Raw genomic sequence first — 22,359 nt, 5'->3', positions numbered from 1 at the left:
GCCGCTATGAACAAGGAAAACAAAGACTTCTTCTGGCCCAGCTACGTCGACCTCATGACGGTGCTCTTCCTCGTGATGCTGGTGCTCTTTGTGCTCAGTTTTAAAATGTTCTACGACAAAGATTCCGAGAATCGCCAGAACATTGCCCGGCTGCAGGTAGAGGTGGAAGAGAAACGGAAGCTCGATGAAATTAAAGCCGCCCTCTCCAAACTGGATGAAAAGTATTTCAAATACAACGAGAAATACAAACGCCACGAGCTGCTGGTGGATGTGCTGTTTGAGCAAAGCAAAGCCACCATTCCGCAGCGCTCGCTGGCGCCGCTGCGCAGGGCAGGCGAGGAGCTAAGCAAGGTGATCAATTCCATCGACGATAAAGAAGTGAAATACCTGATCGTGATTGACGGTCGTGCCGCCAGCTACCCGGCCGGCGATCCGCGCAACATTACGGAGCGGGAATATGCACTGGAGCTGAGTTACAAGCGGGCGCTGGCCCTCAAAAACTTCTGGCGAAGTTCCGGCATTAAATTTCCGCAGGACCGGATAGAACTGGTGGCCTCCGGCAGCGGTTTTGAAGGAGCAGGCCGCACCGGCGACATCCGCGACAGGCGGTTCGTGATTCAAATACTTCCGAAAGTGGGAACACTGGATACAAAGGAGGTGCAGTAGGTGCATCTGGTAAAGATTATTTCTCGTAAAAGGTATATTGTGTTATTGTTAATATTGCTGATTATGAGAAACTTTAGAATTTATTTAACAATGATTTGTGCAGTTCTTGTGCTCGGGGGCTGCAGCGGGGAAGGCTGGAGTAAAAAAGCCAAAGGAGCTGCTGTAGGTGGTGCTGCCGGTACGGCGGCAGGTGCTGCTGTAGGAGGTACGGAGGGTGCTATTATTGGTGGCGCAGCCGGTGCTGCTGCAGGTGGAGCCGTAGGTCGCAAAAAGGATAAGAAAAAAGACCGCAAGCGCTACGAAGAGTACAAAGACTAAATGCCAGAAAAAACATACAAAAGAGCCAGCTACGAGTAAACCCGGTAGCTGGCTCTTTTTTTGTCTTTCGTCAGGCCATATCTGGTCGGAGCATCCGCATGACCAGTTCTGCCTGCGTGCGGGCCACCAGGTTATTGCAGGTGTCGGAGTTGATCACCATGAGCATGTAGGCCATCGGCGACAGGCGGAAATCCGGAACCACCGTGCCATCCTGCGACCGGTATACGACCTTAATGTTTTCGCGCAGCGGCAGGTGCATGTTGTTGCACACGGCTGTTGCCCGCATAAGGGCCTGGCCGATTTCCTCCATGGTGTGGCAGCCACTTAGTTTCAGGAAATCACTGGCATAGAGGGTGAGGTTACTGTCGGCGAGGCTATCCATAAATTCATCGATCGCACGCTGGGCCCGGGCTTGTTCAGCTGTTATTAACATGGCATTCTCCTGGATTTTTGTTTAACAATTCCTCAAAGCTGGGCCACCCGGCTTGTTGTATTCAATAGGAACAAAGGCAGTGGAAAAACGGTGGCAGACAGCTCTACAGGTATGCTTACGTAAAGAAAACCAGATGGATAATGCTGTTTTTGCCATCCTGATAAATTATCTTGTAGCATTATGCTGGCAGGCGTGCTGGCTACTGCCGGGCAATAAAACCGTGCGGCTGCGGTTAAAAATACAGGGTATTCCAGTGCAGGAGCTGCCTGTTTTTATTTAATTTTAACAGAACTTTTGAGAAAGGTAGAAGTATAACCCTTGCCGTTGGCGCTACACCTGCGCTGCATCAGGTAGTGTTCTGACGGCTTACACAAACTATTTGCTATGCTAAACACACTTATTTCTGTTCTTACAGCCACTGTGCTTTTCACGGGTGGCGCACCTGTCCCTGATTCACACGCTACTGCTGCGGCTGTTCCTGTGGTCAGCAGCCAGACAAAGGCGGGTGCCATACCCGCCGGCCGGTATGTGGGCACCATCCCCTGTGCCGATTGCGAAGGAATAAAGATGGAACTGACGCTCAAGGATACGCAGGGGAACCAAAGCCGTAGCTTCAACTTAAAACAAACCTACCTGGGAAAAACGGGCAGTAATGCCACCACCGAGATAAGCGGTATCTGGTTTGTTGCAACAGGCAACAAACAGGATCCGAAGGCAGTCGTGCTGCAGCTTATCCCGTCGAGCGGGCTGTACGACCCGAGCTATTTTATGCTGGTAAACAAAACACAGCTCCGGATGCTCGACCAGGAGCAGAACGAAATCAACAGCAAATTGAACTACACGCTCCGGAAGCAGTAGCAACCGGAAAGGGAGCGACCTACACCAGGTCCAGGTTATGCACCTCGATGTAGTTGCGGTGGAGGGTGAGGGCGCCGGTTTGTTCCAGCTTTTTCAATAGCCTGGAGATAACTTCGCGGGAGCTGTTCAGTTCGTCGGCAATCTGCTGGTGCGACAGGCGCACCTCGTTTCCGCTTACCTTTACGTGGCGTTTCAGGTAGAAGAGCAGGCGCTCGTCCAGGCTTTTAAAGGCGATGCTGTCGAGGGTTTGCAGCAGCTCTTCGAAGCGTTGGCGGTACGAAAAAATCACGAAGTTGTACCAGCTTTTGTACTTAGCCAGCCAGGCTTCCGTCAGGTGAGAAGGGATCAGCAGTATTTCGGAAGGCATAACGGCCTTTGCCTTGATCTGGCTTTTTTCGGTGCGGGCGGTGCACATCATGGAGAGGGCACAGGCGTTGCCGGGCTCGAGGTAATACATCAGGAATTCATTGCCTTCGTCGTCTTCGCGGTATACTTTCAGCAGCCCGTCCAGCAGCAGGATAGTCGAGCGCATATATTGCCCCGTCTGGATGACAGGGTCGCCCGCCTCCAGTTTTTTGGTAGCGCTTTCCCGCATAATCTCGTCGAGCAGCGGCTGTTCAAACTGTGGAAAGTGCTGCTGTAGTGTTGTCTGAAGTTCCTGTTCCATGTGCTCTAGCTGGTGACGCAGGCGGATGCCCGCATCAGGTGTACGTTTGGTAGCGAAAGGTACGCAATTTCTGCAAAGGAAGTAAACCCGCTTCAGCTTTTGCGGATAACACGAAGTACTTCCGATGGGGAAGTAGCATCCGAAACAGCTTTAAAATCGCCACGCAGGGCTTTCAGGGCCATCTTTTCCTCGTTTATTTCCTGTCGGGTGCGTATGCCCATTGCCCGGAAAACCGGCAGCGGCGGACACCAACCCTGCAGGCCGTGCTGCAGCAGGAACGTTGTTACCACACCCGGCAGGATAAACCACTTCCTGTTTACAAAGGCACCCAGCAAAACACCGGCCAGCGCCAGGGTAGACGCATTTACCTCCAGCGTTTTCTCGATGTCCCATTCATTTTTCAGCTCCTGCAGCCGTTGGCCGATAGCTTCCGGCGATGAACTGTGCGCGCCGATGTTGCCGATGATTTCCTGGTCGATCTCTTTGTTGATTTCCTCTGGAGTGCTTCGCCTTACGCGGTCCTGTTGTTTTTCTTTAGTAGTCTTCATGTTGCTGATCAGTTGTTCTAGCTAGTATTCGTTAAAGGGCGGGTATTGGTTGAATTGTCAGAACCGTTGATGGTAGGATGGAATGATGGATGTGATTTTATGTTTGCTTTTTTGTCTGAATCAGGATTTGCAGGATTAAAGGATTTACAGGATTTGTATAGTTCAAGAATCTTTGCACCAGCCTCCATTCCCTCTCCTCCTATTCCATCTTTCGTGTCTATCTGCTACCTTCTCGCTACAGCCAGGGCTAACCTAATCCTGAAAATCCTTTAATCCTGTAAATCCTGATTCAGACAAATTGCCGTTTCATCACTACCATCAACGGTTCAGAAAGCGATAAACGACGGGTTGTGCAGGTCCGGTTTGTTGTAGTGCAGCTCCGATTGCAGGTCAGTCTGGTAAACGCCGCGGTTCAGGGCGATTAAGATGGCATGCGCGGCGGCAGTGTCCCATTCCATGGTGGGGCCGAAACGGGGGTAGAGGTCTGCCTTGTTTTCGGCCAGCAACATGAACTTTAGCGAACTGCCAATGGTGTGGAGCTGCGGGTCGCGGAGCTGCCGGATAAACTGTTCGGTTTCGGGGGTAAGGTGTGAGCGGGAGGCAACTACAGCTAATCCGGGCGTTTGCCGCAAGGCTTCATAGTTCCTGCTTTGCGTTGAAGGCCCTAGTGAGACTGTTTCGCCTTTGGTCTCTTTAATTACGCCGGTTTCTTTGGCGCCATAGTACAAGGTGCCCAGCCAGGGCGCGTACACCACGCCGCCTGCCGGTGCATTTTTGTGCATCAGGGCGATGTTTACCGTAAACTTGCCGTTTCGTTTCAGGAACTCCCGGGTGCCGTCCAGCGGATCGACGAGCCAGTACCATGGCCACTTCTGCCTTTCTTCAAAAGGAAGCTGGGCGCCCTCTTCGGAGAGGATCGGGATGCCTGTTGGCTGGAGGTGGTGCTGTATGGTGGCATGGGCAACCTTGTCGGCTTGTGTCAGGGGGCTATTGTCTGCTTTTGCTTCTACACCATAATCTCCGGAAGTATAGATTTCCAGGATGGCTTTGCCTGCATCCAGTGCGGCCTGCCGTGCAGTTGCCAGTAGTCCGGCCATGCCAGCTGCGCCTGGTGCTGGTGGAACTTCTTCAGGATGCGGTTTCGTGCTTTCTGTTTCCATAGTCAGATAAAGGTTTTCAGGAGCTGCAGTGGGTGTGGTGGCAGGTGCAGCAGAATTTTCAGAGCTTGTACAGCGCTTTTGTTTGTGCCTTGTCCTGGAGTTGCGGTTCCACGTAGTCGATAAGCCGGTACAGCGATTCTTCGATCGTTTCCTCGTCGGTTTTCAGCTCCACATCCGGAACCACTGGTGCCTGGTAAGGCGCGCTGATGCCCGTGAAGTTGGGGATGATGCCGCGCCTGGCTTTGTCGTACAGGCCTTTGGTGTCGCGCTTTTCACATTCTTCCAGTGAGCAGTTGACATACACTTCGGTGAACCTGTTTTCGCCTACGATCTGCTTTACGAGTGCCCGTTCCTCCTGGTAAGGCGAGATAAAAGAGCACAGCACGACCAGCCCCGCATCCAGCATCAGTTTCGCTACTTCGCCCACACGCCGCAGGTTCTCTTTCCGGTCCTGTTCGGTAAAGCCCAGGTCGTGGTTGAGGCCATGCCGGATGTTGTCGCCGTCGAGCAGGAAAACTTTATAGCCCTTGTGAAACAGGTAATGCTCCAGGCGCAGGGCCAGCGTGCTTTTACCGGAACCGGAAAGGCCGGTAAGCCAGACCAGGCAGGGCTCCTGCTGCATCATCTCTTTGCGCTGTTCGTAACTTATTTTAGAGTTGAAAGGGTAGAGGTAGTTCATCGTTGTCCGTGTTTTTCAAAAGAACAATGGGTGGTACAGCTAATTAATACGACTTGTACGCCAAAAAACGTTTTGCAGCCGTATAGGGGGCAGACGATAAAAACTGAAATTACTTTTGACCATGAAAATCCTGCAAGGCGGCGCGCCCAAATGCGGCAACTTCTGGCTGTACCAGATCATGCAGCAGCTCCTCTCCAGAACCGGCCACGACACGACCAGCTTTATCCAGACACAGCCCATTTACGAACTCGCCCGGACCTGGGACCTGAACTACCCCAGCCAGGCCAGTATCGATGTGCTGGATGTAACCGACCTGCAGTACAGCTACCGCATCAGCAGCATTTTCCGGATGCCCATCACGGATATCAGCACCTACGTTGCCCGCACCAACCACGTCTGGACGCACTCGCCCATCTGCAAACGCAGCGGCGAACTGCTCGACCTCTTCGACAAGAAAGTGTACATCGTGCGCGACCCGCGCGACCGGGCTATTTCCGCTTCCAAATACTACACTTCCGACTACATGCTCAAGTACTACCCGCAGCCCGAAAAAAATGCGGAGCGGTATTTAGAACAGCATTTCGAGGAGCTGATGCTCGAATGGGTGTGGCACGTGTACGACCACCTGCGCCTGAGCCGCCGGCACAATATTCACATCGCGTTTTACGAAGGTTTCCTGCTCGACTTTCAGCAGGAACTGGGGCGGCTGCTCGATTACCTGGAGCTGGAGTTAAACCGGCAGCAACGGGAAGAACTGCAGGAAGCCATGAGCTTTGCCACGCTCAAAACCAAAAATCCGAAACACCTCAAAAAAGGGCAGTCAGGTTACTGGATGGACCAACTGACGGAGGAACAGGCTGCAAAAGCAGAAATGATTGCTGGTCCGCTTATCCGGTTCCTGCAGTACCCGGAGCACAAGGGGCAGCCGATGACTTATGCCACGGTGTGGCCGCACCAGGATTTTGAGCAGTTGAAAGAGGAGATCATTTATTCGCAGCAACCGCTCTACCAGGAGTAGCCTCACCACACCCCAAGCTGCCGCCCGATGGTTTTGAGCTGCCCGATGTGGTAGGCGTTGTGGTGCAACGTAGTCATGGCGGCCCAGGAGATGGTCTTGCCGTTGGACTGCACCCGGAACAGCTGTGTTTCCGGGTGCTGCACCAGCTGTATCATTTCCTCGAGTTCCTGCTCAAACTGGCTGATGGCCTGCTGCCATTCCTGGTCGCTCTGAGGGGTATGGTTTTCGGGCCAGTGGGCATCGGGCCATATATCGGGGTTATTTTCAGGGTCCTTCATAAACTGGAGCAGCGTTTGCTGTCGCGCGCGCATGTGCCCCAGCAGCACCCAGGCCGAAAAATGCAGCCCGTCCAGCACATATCCCGCCTTCTCAAACTGGAATTCGCGCAGTAAAATAACGGTGGGGGCAAAGCCGCCTTTCAGCAATTCTACCAGCTGTTCCCGCACCAGGGCATCGGTGTTCTGTTGAAATGTTGTTTGTTCCTGCATCAAGTTCTTTTATTTTTGTGCCATTAACGGTTCAGGAACGGTTGTTCCCGGTTTTGGTTGTGGGGCAAATGCTACTTCCGCAACTGTTTCACGTAAGATTATAAAAGAAAGCATCGGGATTATTTTGAGATCCAGTGTTTTCAGATTATGAAGTACCTGTTTGCTAAAATATTATTTATCCTGCTTTTAGTAGCCGGAATGGAGGCGTGTACCTCCGGAGGAGTTGCCTATCGCGCTGACTCCTATCCTGCCTGGTACCGCCACCGAGGAGAGCCCCGCTTCCGGTACTATTACTTCCCGCGCCACCAGCTTTACTTCGATTTCAGTACCCGCGAATACTTATATCACCAGCGGGGAAACTTGTTCCGGTCCACTTATCCTCCGCCCAACCTCCCGGACCGGGCCAGGTACCGCGGCATTCCCTATACCGGAGAAAACCCCTTCGAGTATGAGAAAAAGAGGTCAAACAGGAAATTTAAGCAGGAAACATCCGAAAATAGCTTAACGGAATACTAAAATTACACTTCCTGGTGTGATTTGGGGGCGCTTTTATTTTGCTGCAGCTGCCACCACAGCCTCTGCTCATCCAAAACTTTTGTACAATTGAAGTTGAAACTTTGATATGATAAATAAAGTTATTTTGTAACTTGTGTTTTGAATTTGAACAACTGTTTGTTTGGTTAAAAATCTGTTGAGATGAAGGAGTTGCAGGATATCGTTCTTGCTTTTGAAGAGGCCCTGGAAGCGGGGAAACAGACAGCGCTGGCAACGGTGGTGCAGGTGCAGGGATCGTCGTACCGCCGGCCGGGCGCCCGCATGCTTGTAACGGAAGACGGGCAGTTAACCGGTGCCATCAGCGGCGGTTGCCTGGAAGGGGATGCCCTGCGGAAAGCGCGGCTGGTCATGCACCAGCAAAAGGCAATGCTCGTTACCTACGACACCACCGACGACGATGATGCAAAACTGGGGGTAGGATTGGGTTGTAACGGCATCATACAGATATTAATAGAACCTGTTTTTCCTGAAAATACTGCCCATCCGGTAGCGCTCCTGAAATCGTTTTTAAGCAAGCGGCAAAACGCCGTACTCGTCACGCTTTTCTCGCTCGAAAGCCGGACCGGTCAGCAGCCGGGCACCTGCCTGTTTGTGCCGGAAAAAGGTGCTGTGCAAGGTGATGTTGCAGACCAGGTATTAGAAGCAGCGCTGCTCGCTGATGCACAACAGGTGCTGGAAACCGGTGCCTCTGTGACCAAAGCCTATGCGACTGCAGACCAAAAGCTAACCGGTTTTGTGGAGTTTTTGAAACCTGCCGTTTCGCTGATCGTGGTAGGTGCGGGGAACGATGCCCTGCCGGTCACGCAACTGGCTTCGCTGCTGGGTTGGCAGGTAACGGTGGTGGATGGGCGTGCGAATTATGCTACGGCAGAACGGTTTCCGGCTGCACAGCGTGTGCTTGTCGCCAAACCGGAGCAGGTGCTGCCGCAACTGGCACTTGATGCGCAAACGGTTTTCGTGCTCATGACGCATAACTACAATTACGAGCTGGCCCTGTTGCGGCACCTCTTGCCACTCCGCCTGCCTTACGTAGGCGTCCTTGGACCGAAAAAGAAACTGGACCGCCTGCTCAACGAGCTACAGGAGGAGGGAGTGCCGCTGGGGGAGGAAGAACTGAAAAGCCTCTATGGTCCGGTAGGACTGGACATCGGGGCCGAAACAGCTGAAGAAATAGCACTTTCGATGCTGTCGGAGATGAAAGCCGTGCTCGCTGGCAGATCCGGAACTTCGCTACGGGAGAAGCAGGAGGCAATACACGCGCGGGAGACGGAGGTGATCGGGTAGGTGCAGAATAAGAAGCATACAAGTAGGGACAGGTCGGGACCCAATGCCGTCAACTTAAGAAAAACTAAAGGTTATTGTCATTTCGACCAACGGGAGAAATCTGGGTTAATTAGCAAAAAAGGCAATATATCAGATCTCTCACTGCGTTCGAGATGACAATTTAATCCTTAAGTTGACGGCATTGGGGCGCGACCTGTCCCTGCATAATCGGAAGGAAAGGTGAAAGCAAAAGATGTGAAAAGGGGTGCAATATTTAACTGAATACTATGGCAACAGGACTTGTACTACTCGCAGCTGGCGCCTCCACGCGCCTCGGGAAGCCGAAGCAAAACCTGCAATATAAGGACGAATCGCTGCTGCAGCGGGCTGTGCGGGAGGCAATCGCTTCTGTATGTGAACCTGTTGTGGTGGTGGTAGGTGCTCATGCAGAAGCCGTAATGCCTCAAATTGCGGCGGAGCCTGTTAGCATCGTGCAGAACCCGGTGTGGAAGGAGGGAATGGCCTCGTCTGTTCGTGCCGGTCTCAAAGCCTTGCTTGCTATTGAACCAAATGCAGCCGCCTGTGTTTTTATGGTCTGCGATCAGCCTTTTACTGATGCCGTGTTGCTTAATGCGCTGGTAGAGGTAAAACAAACAACAGCGAAGGGAATAGTGGCAAGTGCTTACGATGCCACGCTGGGAACACCTGTCCTGTTTGACAGTACGTATTTCCCGGAACTGCTGGCGCTGCAGGGGCAGGAGGGGGCAAAAAAACTGTTGCTCCGGCACGGGCAGGAGGTAGCTTCCATCAATTTCCCCTTAGGAGGTGTTGATATAGATTCAGCCTCCGATTACGAGGCGCTTCTGCAGTCCTGAAAAGCTTTCTGCACCTGCGACCACAGCTTCTGCTGTTGCAATACTTTTTGAAAACGAAGAAAATAACATACTACTTATATACAGAATGGCTACTTACAAGCTTCAAATCAACGGCCGGACCTACGAAACCGATGTTGAGCCGGATACCCCGCTCCTGTGGGTGCTGCGTGACCACCTCGGGCTGGTGGGTACCAAATATGGCTGCGGCATCGCCCAGTGCGGCGCCTGTACCGTGCACATGAACGGAAACGCCATGCGCTCCTGCGTGCTGCCGGTCGCGGCGGTGGGCGCGTCTAAAATCACGACCATCGAAGGCCTTTCTGCCAACGGCGACCACCCGGTGCAGCTGGCCTGGGACGAGGTGGATGTGGCCCAGTGCGGCTACTGCCAGGCCGGGCAAATTATGTCGGCCACGGCGCTGCTGAACAGGAACAAGAAACCAACTGCCGAGGAAATAGACAATGCCATGCAGGGGAACATCTGCCGCTGCGGCACCTATCACCGCATCCGGGAAGCCATTGTTGTAGCTGCAAATAAAATGAAAGCCTAGCCATGTCGGAACTATCAAAACCAAGCAGACGAAATTTCATGAAGCTGATGGCCACTGCAGGCGGTGGCCTGGTACTGGGCTTCAGCTGGACCAGCACGGTCGCTTCGGCACTCGAAGTGGTAAGCGAAAATGCCGTTGCCGCCGGTACCATTGAATTCAACAGCTACCTGTCCATCGCCCCGGATGGCATTATCACGATTTTTTCTCCCAACCCGGAGCTGGGCCAGAACATCAAAACCTCCTTCCCCATGATTGTGGCCGAGGAGCTCGATGCTGACTGGTCTAAAGTAAAAGTAATTCAGGCGCCACTTGATACCGAAAAGTTTCAGCGGCAGGTAACCGGCGGGAGCGGCGCTATTCCGCACTCCTGGGGACGCCTGCGCAAAGCCGGGGCCACTGCCCGCCAGATGCTCATAGAAGCTGCTGCCAAACGCTGGAATGTTCCGGCCAGTACGCTTACCACCGAAAACGGCATGGTAGTGCATCAGGCAAGCGGGCGCAAACTGGGCTATGGCGAACTGGCTGCAGAGGCTTCCAAAGTACCCGTGCCTGCCGATGTCAAACTGAAAGACCAGAAAGATTTCAAGCTGATCGGCAAAGCCGTTCGCAACGTCGACAACCGTGAAATGATAACCGGCAAGCCGCTTTATGGCATGGATGTCTACAAAGAAGGAATGCTGTTTGCGATGGTGCAGCACCCGGAGGCGTTCGGCATGAAACTGAAGTCGGTGGATGCGGCTGCGGCCAAAGCCATGCCCGGAATCGTGGATGTGGTGACATTCGGAGACAAGGTTGCCGTGGTAGGAAAATCGACCTGGCAGGTAAACAAAGCCCGCAAGCAGTTGAAAATAGCATACGAAAAAGACGCCGCCCTCGAAAGCTCCGCCGACCACGACCGCCTGTTCAAAGAGCTGCTGGATAGCCCGGATGCGAAGGTGCGCCGCAAAGAGGGCGATGTGGAGGCCGCTTTTGCTAGTGCAGCAAAAGTGGTCCGGAGCGAATACCAGTGCCCGTTCCTGCCGCACAGCCCGATGGAACCTATGAACTTTTTTGCACATGTGCGTCCGGATGGGGTGGAGCTGATTGGTCCGACGCAGACACCGGATGGGGCACGAAGCCAGACGGCCCGCCTGCTGAATATTCCACCGGAGAAAATTACCCTGGAGCTTACCCGCCTTGGCGGTGGCTTTGGCCGCAGGCTCAGCAACGACTATGTACTGGAAGCAGTAGAAGTTTCCAACCTCGTGAAAGCCCCCGTAAAAGTTATCTGGACCCGCGAAGACGACATGACCGGCGGCACCTACCGTCCGGCTGTGCGTTACCGTTTCGAGGCGGCCCTCGATGCCAAAGGCAATATGATTGGCTACAAACTGCGGGGAGCAGGCATGAACGCAGGTAACCCGACACGCGAAGACAATTTCCCGTCAGGTGCGGTAGATAACCTGCTGATCGATTCGGTGGAGCACAGATCACCCATCACCACAGGGCCGTGGCGTGCCCCAATTACGAACTTCCTGGGTTTTGCCGAGCAGGCGTTCCTGGACGAAGTAGCGCATGCTGCCGGAAAAGACCCCATCCAGTTCCGCCTGGAGCTGCTCGATAAAGCCAAAAAAGCGCCAGTCGGTGCCGTGAAATATGATATCGACCGCATGCGCGGCGTTATCGAACTGGCGGCAGAAAAATCGGGCTGGGGCAAGAAGAAAGGCGTGCACCAGGGTTTTAGCGTTTACTTTTCGCACCGGTCGTATGTGGCGCAGGTTGCGGAGGTAAAAATGAAGGACGGAAAACCGGCTATCGATAAAATTTATGCTGCCGCCGACTGTGGCGTGGTGGTAAACCTGAGTGGCGCCTATCAGCAGGTAAGAGGGGGTGTAGTGGATGGTTTAGGCCATGCCATGTACAGCAACCTGACCTTCCGGAACGGCAGCCCGGAGCAGAGCAACTTCAACAATTACAGGCTTATCCGGATGAAAGAAGTGCCTGAAATTGATGTGCATTTCGTTAACAACGGCATCGACCCGACTGGGCTGGGAGAGCCTGCGCTTCCGCCGACAGGTGGTGCGGTGGCAAATGCTATTTTCAAAGCGACCGGTAAGCGACTACGTAACCAGCCTTTTACAGCGCAGGACGAGGTAAGTTTCGCCTAAGCAGCCTCACATTCACATTAAAAGCATATCACTGGTTTCTTGCCGGTGATATGCTTTATTTTTTTCAGTAGCTTTACTGGCGTTACTACCGCAAGTTTAGCGACAGCGTCACTTGTGGTACTGCTTACTGGCAAGCTTTCAGCTTGCGTGTTCCAGTGTTTGCAAGCTTAAAGCTTGCTGAAATAATAAGCCACATTTACGCTAACGCTAAACTTGTGGCAGTAAATCAGATACTATGATTCAGGTTGACGAAGCAGAAAAAATAATTCTGGCACTGGCAAAGGACTACGGGCAGGAACTGGTGCCGTTTGAGCAGGCGCTGGGGCGGGTGCTGGCAGAAGACCTGCGGACCGACCGCGATTTACCTCCTTTCAACCGCGTTGCCATGGATGGCATTGCCATCCGTTACGAAGGCTTTGCCCAAGGGCACCGCACTTTTACCATCAAATCAACCCAGGCAGCAGGTGACGCGCCTGCCGTACTAGAGACTGCAACAGAATGCATCGAGATTATGACTGGTGCAGCCTTGCCACCTTCTGCCGATACCGTTATCCGCTACGAAGACCTGGAAATACAGGATGGTGAAGCCACTTTGCTGACGGAGCATGTAAAGCAGGGGCAGAACGTGCATGAGCAGGGGAAAGACAAGAAAAAGTATGACGTGGTGGCGCAGGCAAATCAAGTAATTTCTCCGGCCCTGCTTGGAATAGCCGCTGCCGTTGGCGCTACTGAGCTACCGGTAAAAAAGCTGCCGAAGGTGGTACTGATCTCTACCGGGGATGAATTGGTTCCGGTGCACCAGCCTCCATTGCCACACCAGATCAGGCAGTCAAACAGTTACCTGGTGCAGGCTGCTTTGCAGCAGTATGCGCTGCAGCCTGACCTGCTGCACCTGCCCGATGATTTGTCTGTTACCAGGATGCACCTGGCGGAGTGCCTGCAGCAGTATGATGTGATCATCATGAGCGGCGGCATCTCGATGGGGAAGTTCGACTACGTGCCACAGGCGCTGGAGGAGCTGCAGGTAGAAAAGCTTTTCCACAAAGTAAAACAACGGCCCGGGAAGCCTTTCTGGTTTGGCAGACATGCAGGAGGAACCCTGGTTTTTGCGCTGCCCGGTAACCCCGTTTCCACGTTCATGTGCCTGCACCGCTACTTCCTGCCCTGGCTAGAAGCTAGCCTGGGCATAAGTGGCAAGTCCGGCTTATTTGCTGCCCTTAGCCAGGAGGTGACGTTTAATCCGCCGCTGCAGTACTTCCTCCAGGTGAAGATCAGCGTAAATGAAAAAGGGCAGTTACTGGCAACACCATTTGCAGGCAACGGTTCCGGCGATTTTTCGAACCTGGTAGAGGCAGATGCCTTCCTGGAGCTGCCTGCGGAGCAGAACAGCTTCCGTGCAGGCGAAGTGTACCGGGTGTGGCCTTTTAAGCGGCTGTTTTATTGATTGTTGAAGCTGGATAAGCAGCAATTTTAACCTTGCAATTTAAATTAACATGAGCGACTTCACGCATTTAAACGATAAAGGCAAAGCCAACATGGTAGATGTGGGTGGCAAACAGGCCACGCACCGCACGGCCAGAGCACGCAGCATTGTTTACCTGCCACCAGCGGTACTGGAGAAGTTCCTGGAGGGCGACATACAAACCAAAAAAGGCTCCGTTTTCCAGACGGCCATCATAGCCGGCATTATGGCTGCCAAGAAAACCGGCGACCTGATTCCGCTCTGCCACCCGCTGGGCATGGACAACTGCCACATCGACATTCACCTGAACGAGCAGCAGGAGGTCGTGATAGACTGCACCGCCAGCATCACTGCTAAAACCGGCATCGAAATGGAGGCCTTGGTTGGAGCTTCTGTTGCTGCTCTTACCATCTACGACATGTGCAAAGCCCTCAGCCACGATATCATCATCCGGGAAACCAGGCTGATGGCGAAGACCGGAGGCAAGCGCGATTTTAAAAAGTTAGAAAGTTAGAGAAGTTAGAGAGTTTAGGAGTTAGAAAGTTTGGGAGTTAGAGATTTTGTATGGGTTGAAGATTTTCAACCCTTTAACGGCAGCACAGAAAGTTAGAGCGTTGGGTATTATGATCTGTAGAGACGCGGGCACCGCGTCTCCTGCACGAACCACGAACAAACCTAATCCTGTTATTCCTTCAATCTTCTTAATCGTGTTCAGACAAATCCAATCCTGAAAATCCAAAAATTCTGTAAATCCTGATTCTGACATAAAATCACAAAAATCATTTTAATCACCGTAAATCAAAGGTTCAGACAACGGTTCAGAGGCTGTGGTGGCAGGTGCAGAAGGGTTTTTCTATGCTCCTGCAAAAGAAAATGACCTGTCGGGGGACAGGTCATGGGTAAGGATCGCTCCCGGTGATACTGATGACAATTTGCTCATAGGCTACTGGTTTACGGGGATCTGGAGATCCCCAGCAGCTAGCATTCGGATGAAAACATCCGAATGAGCATGTTAATCCATACAATGGCTTAAACCCTGTTCAGGCAAACATCAAATCATTTCATCAATATTATCAACGGTCAAAATCACAAAAATCATTTCATCACTACCATCAACGGTTCAGGCTACTTCTTCCGCTCGGCTTTTACCTGGGCTGGCGTTACGGGTTTGGCTTTGTTGCCCCAGTTATTCTGAATATAATTAAGCACGTCGGCTACTTCCTGGTCTGATAAGTGGCTCTGGGCCGGCATATCCATCATATACGTTGCACCGTTTACCGTAATCTCGCCGCTGACGCCATATACAACGGAGCTGATGGCGCGCTTCTGGTCTTTCAGCAGGTAATCCGATTTTGCCAGCGGTGGAAATGCTCCGGGAATTCCTTCGCCTTGGGCCATGTGGCAGCTCTGGCAGTTGGTAATATATACCTGTTCGCCCCGCTTCAGGCTTTCTTTTAGGGCATCCGGCTTTTGTTTTGCCTGGGGTTGTGATGGTGTTGTGAACAAATATCCAGAACCCACAAAAATTGCTATTAATATTCCTTTCAACATGCGCTGCTAAATTTTAAGCTAATATAATCAAAATTCTTCTTCAGTATTACCTGTGCTTGATATGCTGAACGATTTGCTTAGCTGCTTTAGTTCTTTTGCAGAATTTGTTTCTTAAATTTTAGGTTAACCCGGCCTTCGCTTCGTTCCACGTGTGGGTGGTGCTGAGAGCGGATCGTCGGGCCAGTGATGCTTGGGGTAGCGGCCGCGCAGGTCTTTGCGGACGTCGAAGTAGCCGGTGCTCCAGAAGCTGCGGAGGTCGCGGGTAACCTGTACGGGGCGCGAAGCCGGGGAAAGCAGGTGCAGGAGCAGGGGCACTTTGCCGCCGCCGATGCGGGGCGTGTCGAGCAGGCCAAACACTTCCTGCAGGCGCACCGCCAGCACGGGAGTAGCAGGGTCGGAGTAGTCGAGAGGGATGCGGGAGCCGCTGGGCACTTCGAGGTGCGTGGGCGCCAGCCGGTCCATTTCCTGGCGCTGCTCCCACGACAGGTCCGCCAGCAGCAGCTCGTTGAAGTCGAGCTTGGCCACCTGCTCCAGCGATCGAAGTCCTGCCAGGTGCGGCGCCAGCCACTCGTCCATGGTAGCAGCCAGGGCAGCATCTGACATATCGGGCCAGCGTTCCGGGTCGAGTTGGTGCAGGAAAGCCAGCCGCTGGCGGGTGCGCAGCGCTTGGTCTGACCAGGGCAGCCGCTCGATGCCCATTTCCTGCAGCGCCGCCAGCAGGGCCTGTGCCACTAGGTCAGGGTCGGGTTTTGTTTGATTAACTTCCTCCAGCACCAGCGCGCCCAGTCGTGCGATCTGTCTTGCCACTACACGGCCCGAGGCGGCATCCCAGCGCACTTCCTGCAGTTGCTCCAGCTGTTCCGCAAACTGTTCCAGGATTTCTTCTTTTGATACCGGTGCTGCCAGGAGTACGCGGGGCTGCTTGCCGCCGGTGTCGAGTTGGGCTACGCCGTAAAACTCGGCTTCGCTGAAAAGTTCGGTAGGCAAGGCTGCTTTCTGTCCCGTTATCAGCCGCACCCGTCCCGACGATTCGCGCTGCGCCAGCCGGTCGGGGTAAGCCAGGGCGGTGAGCAGGCCGGCGGCGTCGGGATTGATGGCGGCATCGCGTTCGCGCAGGCGATTGCGCAGGTTTTTCGCCTGCTCGCGTACTTTGCGAATAGTGTTTTCGTCGGTAGTGAAGCCGGGGGTATAGGAGGACTTGCGGTCCAGCAGCTCCAGGCGGAGGTGAAGATCCGGTTGAATGTCGCCCCGGTTGGTTTCCACGGTCCGGAGGAAATCGCGCTCAGCCAGGAAAGCAGCCAGGGCACAGGCTGTTGCGCCAAGACCCTGCGCATGACCGCGCATAACCATGTGGCCCAGCCGCGGTGGTAGTCCGAGTGCAGCCAGTGCTTTGCCGTGTGTAGTGGCATTGCCTGTTGCATCGATGGCTTCGAGGCGACGGAGCAGGTCGCGGGCAAGGGCCAGGGCAGCGGCGGGAGGGGTGTCGAGCCACTTCAGGTCTGTGGCGTCTTTGATACCCCAGATGGCCAGCTCCAGGGCCAGCCCGGAAAGGTCGGCTTCGCAGATTTCGGGCGCCTGGCGGTCGGGGAGCTGCAGCTGATCGGCGGAGGACCAGAGGCGGTAGCAGAAACCGGGGCCGAGACGACCGGCACGTCCGCAGCGCTGGTCGGCGGCATCGCGCGAGACGGGGATGGTGGCGAGGGTAGTGAGGCCGGTGCGGGGAACGAATTTTGGCACGCGGGCAAATCCGCCATCTACCACGATCTTCACACCCTCAATGGTTAAGCTGGTTTCGGCGATGCTGGTGGCGAGCACCACTTTGCGCCGTCCTTTGGGAGCAGGGTGAATGGCAGCCAGTTGCTGAGCGAGGGCCAGTTCGCCGTGCAGGATGTGCAGATCGGTAGCTGATGGTAGTTTGTCTTCGAGTTGGCGCGCCACTTTCAGCATTTCGCCCATGCCCGGCAAAAACACCAGCACATCGCCTTCCGGGTGGTTGGCCAGTGCCTGCCGAATGGCTTTGGGTACGAGGTTTGTCAACCGTTCTCCCGGACGGTTACCGGCAGCAGCCACTTCAGCCAGCGGCAGGTAGTGCGTCTCGACCGGGTACTGACGACCTTCGCTTGTTACTACCGGGGCCTCAAGCCAACTGCCGACGGTGGTGGCGTCGAGGGTGGCGCTCATGACGAGCAGGCGCAGGTCGGTACGCAGTACGGCCTGTGCATCCAGCGCCAGCGCCAACCCCATGTCTGCCTGCAGGCTGCGTTCGTGAAACTCGTCGAAAATGATGGCGGCTACACCTTCCAGGGCCGGGTCTTCCTGTAGCATGCGCGTCAGGATGCCTTCTGTTACTACTTCGATCCGGGTATTTTTGGATACCTGGTGCTCCATCCGCACCCAATAGCCCACCGTCTGCCCCACCGGCTCGCCCAGCAGTTCGGCCATGCGTTGTGCGGCTGCACGGGTAGCAAGCCGCCGGGGTTCCAGCATCAGGATTTTGTTATCCTGCCGCCAGTCAGCCTGCAGCAGGGCCAGTGGTACCAAGGTCGTTTTACCGGCGCCGGGTGGTGCTTCGAGTACGGCGCGGTTGTGGGTGTGCAAAATTTCCAGCAGCCGCGGGAGCGCTTCTTTAACGGGTAAGTCGGGGAGTGAAGCAAATAGGTTTGAAGTAGCCATGGTACCTCAAAGTTCGGGAAAGATTTCGAAAGTTGTAGAGCAGGCATGGGGCCTATTGTTTCTGATTGCCTTAAGAGCTACGACAGAAGTTTAGTAAGGATAAAATGGGAAGGGAACAGGTATGGTCCTGTCGGGGGACAGGACCTGGAACAGAATGATTTTAAATATTAATAATATTCATAAATTGTTCGTAAGTCATAACGGCCTTCCGTATACTGCCCTACCACCCGTCCTTTCTTGTCTGTATCATATAAAAGTTCAACTGTCCCTTCCTTATCAGGCACTGGTCCGTTCACTGTAAGTTGATTACTGAATTCGGTAAGATAGATTGCTTGTACGCAGCGTTCGGCAATTTCTTCGTAAAGTGAAGGTACAATGTTTACTTCCCGGCTTGCCATAAAAGGGAAACCTAATTTATTATTTATGATGTAGTAGGGGCTGTAGGAAGAAGCGTACCTATTTATTTTTACTTCTCTTTTTGGTTCTGCTACTTCGCTTCCGGGACGAAAGACAGAAAAACTGGTGTTATACGTCTTCACAGTTTCTATTTTTCCAAGGTCATTGTACCTGATAGAATCAATTTGAGAACCTTTCTGTAAGGAGATTAATCTGCCATTCTGGTAAGTATACCGGCTGACAACATCAGGATTAACGCCTGTTCCTTTGATAGTAGTTTGGATGATTTTTCCTTCTGCATCTCGTGTAAACTCATAGTTCTTTTGCTGTACAAAAGTGTAAGAATTGAGGGATTGGGAAATAATAACTCTGGTGGCATAATTCAAGGTGCCGTCTGCATAAAAGAAGCGGGTGCTGTCGTTTAAGGTAGATTTACCAGCAAACTCGCTTCTGTTAGTAATATATTCGATTTTATCCTGGTTATATTTTATGAATGTAACATGGTACCCCCGAACCATACTTCCATTTTGATAGCTCGCACCCGGAACTTTTATATTCTTGACTTTAATGTCTTCGAAAGGCGCCATTTCCTCCTTCTTTTCACAAGCAGCTAGTCCTATTAAAAGAAGTGCGATAGCAACTAACCGGTAGAGCTTCTTCAGGTTCATGAAAGATTTCGTTCTTGTTTTGTTCAGATTAGACAGAAGCAAGATATTATGATATTCCCGCATTTCTAGGATCCTGAACCAAAAAAATCAATTACAGAAAATTTGACACACTTCACCAGAAAGCTTGCACGCCAACTGGATAAATTATAATATCAGGAGCCGGTGCATGTGCCGGAAAAAAGAACACCCGCTTTCTTTTGCCTGTCGCTCCGGGAGGAGAACTTCAGGCCTAAAGAAAGCGGGTGCTTGGAAAACTACTGCTGCACCTTAGCGGTACTGGCAAAGGTAAGCAGTTTGCCCTTTGGATTTTACTTTAAAAGACGCGTTGGCAGGAACTTCAAACTTCTGGCCCTGTCCGAACGACTGCCACTCCTGTGCGCCTGGCAGCAGTACTTCCAGTTCGCCTTCCACGATAGTCATGATTTCGTGCTCAGAGGTGCCGAATTCGAAGTCGCCAGCTTCTATGACGCCGACTGTAGACTTACCAGCCTCTGAACGGTATGCTAAAGACTTTACCTGACCGTCGAAATATTCGTTAACTTTGATCATTTTTTTCTGAAAATTTTATGGATGATTACGGGCACGAAGTAAATACATTCCGCTTAGATATCCGAAAAGAAAAACACGATTTACCTTTCCTTTTGCCTGTGTTATATCTTCTCGCTAAAATCTTCTTCCATCGAGCAGCAGAGGCTGTGGTGGCAGGTGCAGCAGAGGTTTACCCGCTGATAAATTCGGGGTTGATCATGTTTTCGAAGGTATAGATCTCGTCCCACTTCTCCTGCATGATCAGTTTGCGCTCCAGCACCACAATGTCGTGTACAGATTTGCCGGTGGCCAGGGCTTCTTTGGCAACAGCCGAGGCAGTTTCGTACCCGACAATCGGGTTCAGGAATGTGACGATGCCGATACTGCGCATCACCATGTCGCGGCACGCTTCAACGTTGGCTTTGATGCCATCTATGCATCGGGTGCGCAGGGTGTTGATGGCGTTGGTCATGTAGTTGATGGAGGTGAAGAGGCTGAAGGCAATCACCGGCTCCATCACATTCAGCTGCAGCTGCCCGGCTTCAGCAGCCATGGTAATCGTTACATCAGCACCCATCACATAATAGGCTGCCTGGTTCACTACTTCCGGGATAACCGGATTTACCTTACCCGGCATAATGGAGGAACCCGGCTGCATAGGCGGCAAGGCAATTTCATAAAAACCGGCACGCGGACCAGAAGAGAGCAGGCGCAGGTCGTTACAGATTTTGGAAATTTTAATTGCACTTCGTTTTAAGGCTCCCGAGACCTGTACAAAGGCACCGGTGTCGGAAGTGGCCTCGATCAGGTCGGCTGCCAGGGTGATGGGCAGGCCCGTGATTTCGGCTAAATATTTAGTACACAGTTCGGGGTAACGTTCCGGTGCGTTTACGCGGGTGCCGATGGCGGTGCCGCCCATGTTGCATTCCACCAGCATGCCCTGGGCTTCGCGCAGGCGGCGGATGTCTTCGGCGGTGGTGGTGGCATAGCCCTGAAATTCCTGCCCCAGTGTCATGGGTACGGCGTCCTGCAACTGGGTCCGGCCCATCTTAATCACTTTGCTGAATTCGATTCCTTTCCGGGCGAAGGCGTCGTCTAAGGCAGTCAGGGCGTCGAGGTAACCGTTGAGTTTATGATGCAGGGCAATCATGAGGGCGGTGGGGTACACATCGTTGGTAGACTGCGAGGCGTTGACGTGGTTGTTGGGGTGCAGGTACTGGTAGTCGCCTTTCTGGTGGCCCAGGTATTCGAGCCCGATGTTGGCGATCACTTCGTTGGCATTCATGTTGACCGAGGTGCCGGCGCCACCCTGGATCAGGTCGGTTAGAAACTGGTCGAGGTATTCGCCGGCAATTAATTTGTCGCAGGCAAACACAATGGCTTCGGTAAGTTTGGGGTCCAGTACGCCGCAGTCGCGGTTTGCCAGGGCGGCTGCTTTTTTTACACAACCCAAGGATTTTATAAACCACGGCTCTTGTGCCGTGGTGATGCCGGTAATGTTAAAGTTTTCGAGTGCCCGCAGGGTTTGAATGCCATAATAAGCGTCGGCAGGAATTTCTTTTTCCCCCAGGAAATCATGCTCTGTTCTATAAGTTTGCTCCATGTATTTTGCTTTGTTTTTTTCTTTTCATCAGCCTCAATGCATACCGCTTTTCTGCTGTCTTGGTTTTTATAACTGCACCCGTTTACCCGTGCCTGCTGCTTTGTAAATGGCTTCTACGATGCGGATATCGCGCAGCCCTTCCTCGCCCGGCACCAGCATTGGTTTCTTCTGCATAATGGCCAGCGCATCGTCGTCCATCTGCTTTGCCTGCTGCCAGGGCACCTGGTAGGGGTGGTGAATTTCGCCGAGCGGACTGCTGCCTCTTACGCCGGCGTAGCTCTGGTAGGGCTGCATGTTGATCTCGCCTTTTTCGCAGGTAATGTTCAGGTAGTTAATGTTTTTGCCAAAGCTGGTTTCGATGTCGGCCATTACGCCACCCGGAAATTCGAGCTTTGCCTGCGTGGTTTCGTCGAGGCCGTTTTTATAGATTTCCGGGCGGGTGGTGGAGGTTTTGGCAGAGACTACAGCAATGGGTTCCATGCCGGTGCCCAGCCGTGCGCCCTGGATGGAATACACGCCCATGTCGTAGAGCGCGCCGCCGCCCATTTCTTTCTTCTGTTTCCAGTGGTTGGTGCGGTTTTCGCGGTAGCCGGCGCCGCAGCTGAGGTGCTGCACCTTGCCCAGCAGCTGCTCGTTTACAATGCGCATATACTCCTGCGTGTTAGGCTCGTGCTGCAGCCGGTAGCCAATGGCCAGCGTTCTGTTGTTTTTGCGGCAGGCATCAATCATTTCCAGGCATTCTTTTGCCGTCATGGCCATGGGTTTTTCGCACCACACATGCTTGCCTGCGTTGGCGGCCCGCACAGCATATTCGTGGTGCATGGATGGCGGCAGCACCACGTACACCACGTCAATGTCCGGGTTGTTGGCTAGCTTATCGAAGGTCTGGTAGTTGTAGATGTTTTTTTCGGGGATGTTGTACTTCTTTTTCCAGGCTTCGGCTTTGGCAGGTGTGCCGGTAACAATGCCTGCCAGGTAGCAATGCTTCGTCTGCTGCAGGGCCGGGGCCAGCAGGTCGGTGCTGTAGTAGCCGAGGCCGACCAGGGCCACACCCAAACGCTCTTTCTGCGGGCGCGTGGCTGCCAGTAAAACATGCGGTGAGAAAAGGGTTGCGGCGCTGCCCAGCGCCAGGGTTTTTAATACGTTTCTGCGGGAGGTCATATCGTGCTGTTTTTTGTAGCGAAGCTGCTGTTAAAAGAGTATACAGTCCTTTTTCTGTTTGAGTTATGGTCCGGAATTGAGCAGCAGCGGCA

General features: G+C 53.1%; 23 protein-coding genes. 11 read left to right on the top strand and 12 right to left on the bottom strand.

Going from position 1 to position 22,359, the window contains the following annotated elements; all coding sequences use genetic code 11:
• The first annotated feature begins 6 nt into the window (after positions 1 to 6).
• Positions 7 to 666, top strand: coding sequence for an OmpA family protein (locus DCW36_RS21810; RefSeq protein WP_164891208.1), 660 nt, complete (start codon positions 7 to 9; stop codon positions 664 to 666).
• Between the two features lie 63 nt (positions 667 to 729).
• Positions 730 to 984, top strand: coding sequence for a glycine zipper domain-containing protein (locus tag DCW36_RS22675; protein ID WP_164891207.1), 255 nt, complete (start codon positions 730 to 732; stop codon positions 982 to 984).
• A gap of 70 nt (positions 985 to 1,054) precedes the next feature.
• Here the strand turns inward: DCW36_RS22675 and DCW36_RS21800 are convergent, their stop codons facing one another.
• Entirely contained in the window at positions 1,055 to 1,417 is a 363-nt protein-coding gene (locus DCW36_RS21800) for a hypothetical protein (protein ID WP_114780653.1), read from the bottom strand.
• A 384-nt stretch (positions 1,418 to 1,801) separates the two neighbouring features.
• Between DCW36_RS21800 and DCW36_RS21795 the strand changes: the two genes are divergently transcribed.
• On the top strand, positions 1,802 to 2,275 hold the full coding sequence (locus DCW36_RS21795; protein WP_114780652.1) for a copper resistance protein NlpE: 474 nt from the start codon (positions 1,802 to 1,804) through the stop codon (positions 2,273 to 2,275).
• Between the two features lie 19 nt (positions 2,276 to 2,294).
• Here the strand turns inward: DCW36_RS21795 and DCW36_RS21790 are convergent, their stop codons facing one another.
• The 4 genes from DCW36_RS21790 to cysC all read right to left on the bottom strand — a co-directional run bounded on the left by DCW36_RS21790 (position 2,295) and on the right by cysC (position 5,329).
• Positions 2,295 to 2,942 (bottom strand): Crp/Fnr family transcriptional regulator, encoded by a 648-nt coding sequence (locus DCW36_RS21790; protein WP_114780651.1) that lies wholly within the window; start codon positions 2,940 to 2,942, stop codon positions 2,295 to 2,297.
• A 92-nt stretch (positions 2,943 to 3,034) separates the two neighbouring features.
• Positions 3,035 to 3,490 carry a DUF2892 domain-containing protein gene (locus DCW36_RS21785; RefSeq protein WP_114780650.1) on the bottom strand — a complete coding sequence of 152 codons (456 nt, stop codon included), beginning with the start codon at positions 3,488 to 3,490 and terminating at the stop codon, positions 3,035 to 3,037.
• Positions 3,491 to 3,816: 326 nt separating this feature from the next.
• Positions 3,817 to 4,650, bottom strand: a complete 834-nt coding sequence (cysQ, locus tag DCW36_RS21780; protein WP_240676274.1) for a 3'(2'),5'-bisphosphate nucleotidase CysQ — start codon at positions 4,648 to 4,650, stop codon at positions 3,817 to 3,819.
• A gap of 58 nt (positions 4,651 to 4,708) precedes the next feature.
• Positions 4,709 to 5,329, bottom strand: coding sequence for an adenylyl-sulfate kinase (gene cysC, locus DCW36_RS21775; RefSeq protein WP_114780648.1), 621 nt, complete (start codon positions 5,327 to 5,329; stop codon positions 4,709 to 4,711).
• A 121-nt stretch (positions 5,330 to 5,450) separates the two neighbouring features.
• On the opposite strand from cysC, the gene DCW36_RS21770 reads away from it, so the two are divergent.
• Complete coding sequence (locus tag DCW36_RS21770; protein ID WP_114780647.1) at positions 5,451 to 6,347, top strand: sulfotransferase domain-containing protein; 897 nt, start codon at positions 5,451 to 5,453, stop codon at positions 6,345 to 6,347.
• Positions 6,348 to 6,349: 2 nt separating this feature from the next.
• Here the strand turns inward: DCW36_RS21770 and DCW36_RS21765 are convergent, their stop codons facing one another.
• Positions 6,350 to 6,835: a DinB family protein gene (locus DCW36_RS21765; RefSeq protein WP_114780646.1), complete on the bottom strand. Its 486-nt coding sequence runs from the start codon at positions 6,833 to 6,835 to the stop codon at positions 6,350 to 6,352.
• A 147-nt stretch (positions 6,836 to 6,982) separates the two neighbouring features.
• Between DCW36_RS21765 and DCW36_RS21760 the strand changes: the two genes are divergently transcribed.
• From DCW36_RS21760 to moaC, 7 genes are all read left to right on the top strand, one after another.
• Positions 6,983 to 7,351 (top strand): hypothetical protein, encoded by a 369-nt coding sequence (locus DCW36_RS21760; protein ID WP_114780645.1) that lies wholly within the window; start codon positions 6,983 to 6,985, stop codon positions 7,349 to 7,351.
• Between the two features lie 180 nt (positions 7,352 to 7,531).
• Positions 7,532 to 8,674: an XdhC family protein gene (locus DCW36_RS21755; protein WP_114780644.1), complete on the top strand. Its 1,143-nt coding sequence runs from the start codon at positions 7,532 to 7,534 to the stop codon at positions 8,672 to 8,674.
• A 266-nt stretch (positions 8,675 to 8,940) separates the two neighbouring features.
• Complete coding sequence (locus tag DCW36_RS21750; protein ID WP_114780643.1) at positions 8,941 to 9,528, top strand: nucleotidyltransferase family protein; 588 nt, start codon at positions 8,941 to 8,943, stop codon at positions 9,526 to 9,528.
• 85 nt (positions 9,529 to 9,613) lie between these two features.
• Complete coding sequence (locus DCW36_RS21745; RefSeq protein WP_114780642.1) at positions 9,614 to 10,078, top strand: (2Fe-2S)-binding protein; 465 nt, start codon at positions 9,614 to 9,616, stop codon at positions 10,076 to 10,078.
• Between the two features lie 2 nt (positions 10,079 to 10,080).
• The gene (locus DCW36_RS21740) at positions 10,081 to 12,225 is read left to right on the top strand and encodes a xanthine dehydrogenase family protein molybdopterin-binding subunit (RefSeq protein WP_114780641.1); all 2,145 of its coding nucleotides are present in this window, start codon (positions 10,081 to 10,083) and stop codon (positions 12,223 to 12,225) included.
• A gap of 235 nt (positions 12,226 to 12,460) precedes the next feature.
• Positions 12,461 to 13,669 carry a molybdopterin molybdotransferase MoeA gene (locus tag DCW36_RS21735; protein ID WP_114780640.1) on the top strand — a complete coding sequence of 403 codons (1,209 nt, stop codon included), beginning with the start codon at positions 12,461 to 12,463 and terminating at the stop codon, positions 13,667 to 13,669.
• Between the two features lie 49 nt (positions 13,670 to 13,718).
• A complete protein-coding gene (gene moaC, locus DCW36_RS21730; protein ID WP_114780639.1) occupies positions 13,719 to 14,201 on the top strand; it encodes a cyclic pyranopterin monophosphate synthase MoaC in 483 nt (160 codons plus the stop codon).
• A gap of 611 nt (positions 14,202 to 14,812) precedes the next feature.
• Here the strand turns inward: moaC and DCW36_RS21725 are convergent.
• The 6 genes from DCW36_RS21725 to DCW36_RS21700 all read right to left on the bottom strand — a co-directional run bounded on the left by DCW36_RS21725 (position 14,813) and on the right by DCW36_RS21700 (position 22,267).
• On the bottom strand, positions 14,813 to 15,238 hold the full coding sequence (locus DCW36_RS21725; RefSeq protein WP_114780638.1) for a c-type cytochrome: 426 nt from the start codon (positions 15,236 to 15,238) through the stop codon (positions 14,813 to 14,815).
• 123 nt (positions 15,239 to 15,361) lie between these two features.
• Positions 15,362 to 17,911 (bottom strand): ATP-dependent helicase HrpB, encoded by a 2,550-nt coding sequence (hrpB, locus tag DCW36_RS21720; RefSeq protein ID WP_114780637.1) that lies wholly within the window; start codon positions 17,909 to 17,911, stop codon positions 15,362 to 15,364.
• A 167-nt stretch (positions 17,912 to 18,078) separates the two neighbouring features.
• A complete protein-coding gene (locus tag DCW36_RS21715; RefSeq protein ID WP_125185262.1) occupies positions 18,079 to 18,975 on the bottom strand; it encodes a hypothetical protein in 897 nt (298 codons plus the stop codon).
• Positions 18,976 to 19,242: 267 nt separating this feature from the next.
• A complete protein-coding gene (gene ppnP / locus DCW36_RS21710; protein ID WP_114780635.1) occupies positions 19,243 to 19,524 on the bottom strand; it encodes a pyrimidine/purine nucleoside phosphorylase in 282 nt (93 codons plus the stop codon).
• Positions 19,525 to 19,693: 169 nt separating this feature from the next.
• The gene (gene aspA, locus DCW36_RS21705; protein ID WP_114780634.1) at positions 19,694 to 21,106 is read right to left on the bottom strand and encodes an aspartate ammonia-lyase; all 1,413 of its coding nucleotides are present in this window, start codon (positions 21,104 to 21,106) and stop codon (positions 19,694 to 19,696) included.
• Between the two features lie 66 nt (positions 21,107 to 21,172).
• Positions 21,173 to 22,267 (bottom strand): Gfo/Idh/MocA family protein, encoded by a 1,095-nt coding sequence (locus DCW36_RS21700; RefSeq protein ID WP_114780633.1) that lies wholly within the window; start codon positions 22,265 to 22,267, stop codon positions 21,173 to 21,175.
• Between the last annotated feature and the right edge of the window lie 92 nt (positions 22,268 to 22,359).

The organism is Botryobacter ruber, from assembly GCF_003347595.2.
In the GTDB taxonomy this organism is placed as follows: Bacteria; Bacteroidota; Bacteroidia; order Cytophagales; family Hymenobacteraceae; genus Pontibacter; species Pontibacter ruber_A.
This window is presented reverse-complemented; position numbering and strand designations above follow the sequence as displayed.

Excerpts from the sequence above, each read along its gene's own strand:
- DCW36_RS21715 (WP_125185262.1), bottom strand. The coding sequence starts at position 18,975 with ATGAACCTGAAGAAGCTCTACCGGTTAGTTGCTATCGCACTTCTTTTA.
- aspA (WP_114780634.1), bottom strand. The coding sequence starts at position 21,106 with ATGGAGCAAACTTATAGAACAGAGCATGATTTCCTGGGGGAAAAAGAA.
- DCW36_RS21740 (WP_114780641.1), top strand. The coding sequence starts at position 10,081 with ATGTCGGAACTATCAAAACCAAGCAGACGAAATTTCATGAAGCTGATG.
- hrpB (WP_114780637.1), bottom strand. The coding sequence starts at position 17,911 with ATGGCTACTTCAAACCTATTTGCTTCACTCCCCGACTTACCCGTTAAA.
- DCW36_RS21745 (WP_114780642.1), top strand. The coding sequence starts at position 9,614 with ATGGCTACTTACAAGCTTCAAATCAACGGCCGGACCTACGAAACCGAT.
- cysC (WP_114780648.1), bottom strand. The coding sequence starts at position 5,329 with ATGAACTACCTCTACCCTTTCAACTCTAAAATAAGTTACGAACAGCGC.
- DCW36_RS21700 (WP_114780633.1), bottom strand. The coding sequence starts at position 22,267 with ATGACCTCCCGCAGAAACGTATTAAAAACCCTGGCGCTGGGCAGCGCC.
- DCW36_RS21785 (WP_114780650.1), bottom strand. The coding sequence starts at position 3,490 with ATGAAGACTACTAAAGAAAAACAACAGGACCGCGTAAGGCGAAGCACT.
- DCW36_RS21810 (WP_164891208.1), top strand. The coding sequence starts at position 7 with ATGAACAAGGAAAACAAAGACTTCTTCTGGCCCAGCTACGTCGACCTC.
- DCW36_RS21760 (WP_114780645.1), top strand. The coding sequence starts at position 6,983 with ATGAAGTACCTGTTTGCTAAAATATTATTTATCCTGCTTTTAGTAGCC.
- DCW36_RS21770 (WP_114780647.1), top strand. The coding sequence starts at position 5,451 with ATGAAAATCCTGCAAGGCGGCGCGCCCAAATGCGGCAACTTCTGGCTG.
- moaC (WP_114780639.1), top strand. The coding sequence starts at position 13,719 with ATGAGCGACTTCACGCATTTAAACGATAAAGGCAAAGCCAACATGGTA.
- DCW36_RS21725 (WP_114780638.1), bottom strand. The coding sequence starts at position 15,238 with ATGTTGAAAGGAATATTAATAGCAATTTTTGTGGGTTCTGGATATTTG.
- DCW36_RS21750 (WP_114780643.1), top strand. The coding sequence starts at position 8,941 with ATGGCAACAGGACTTGTACTACTCGCAGCTGGCGCCTCCACGCGCCTC.
- cysQ (WP_240676274.1), bottom strand. The coding sequence starts at position 4,650 with ATGGAAACAGAAAGCACGAAACCGCATCCTGAAGAAGTTCCACCAGCA.
- DCW36_RS21735 (WP_114780640.1), top strand. The coding sequence starts at position 12,461 with ATGATTCAGGTTGACGAAGCAGAAAAAATAATTCTGGCACTGGCAAAG.
- ppnP (WP_114780635.1), bottom strand. The coding sequence starts at position 19,524 with ATGATCAAAGTTAACGAATATTTCGACGGTCAGGTAAAGTCTTTAGCA.
- DCW36_RS21765 (WP_114780646.1), bottom strand. The coding sequence starts at position 6,835 with ATGCAGGAACAAACAACATTTCAACAGAACACCGATGCCCTGGTGCGG.
- DCW36_RS22675 (WP_164891207.1), top strand. The coding sequence starts at position 730 with ATGAGAAACTTTAGAATTTATTTAACAATGATTTGTGCAGTTCTTGTG.
- DCW36_RS21790 (WP_114780651.1), bottom strand. The coding sequence starts at position 2,942 with ATGGAACAGGAACTTCAGACAACACTACAGCAGCACTTTCCACAGTTT.
- DCW36_RS21795 (WP_114780652.1), top strand. The coding sequence starts at position 1,802 with ATGCTAAACACACTTATTTCTGTTCTTACAGCCACTGTGCTTTTCACG.
- DCW36_RS21755 (WP_114780644.1), top strand. The coding sequence starts at position 7,532 with ATGAAGGAGTTGCAGGATATCGTTCTTGCTTTTGAAGAGGCCCTGGAA.
- DCW36_RS21800 (WP_114780653.1), bottom strand. The coding sequence starts at position 1,417 with ATGTTAATAACAGCTGAACAAGCCCGGGCCCAGCGTGCGATCGATGAA.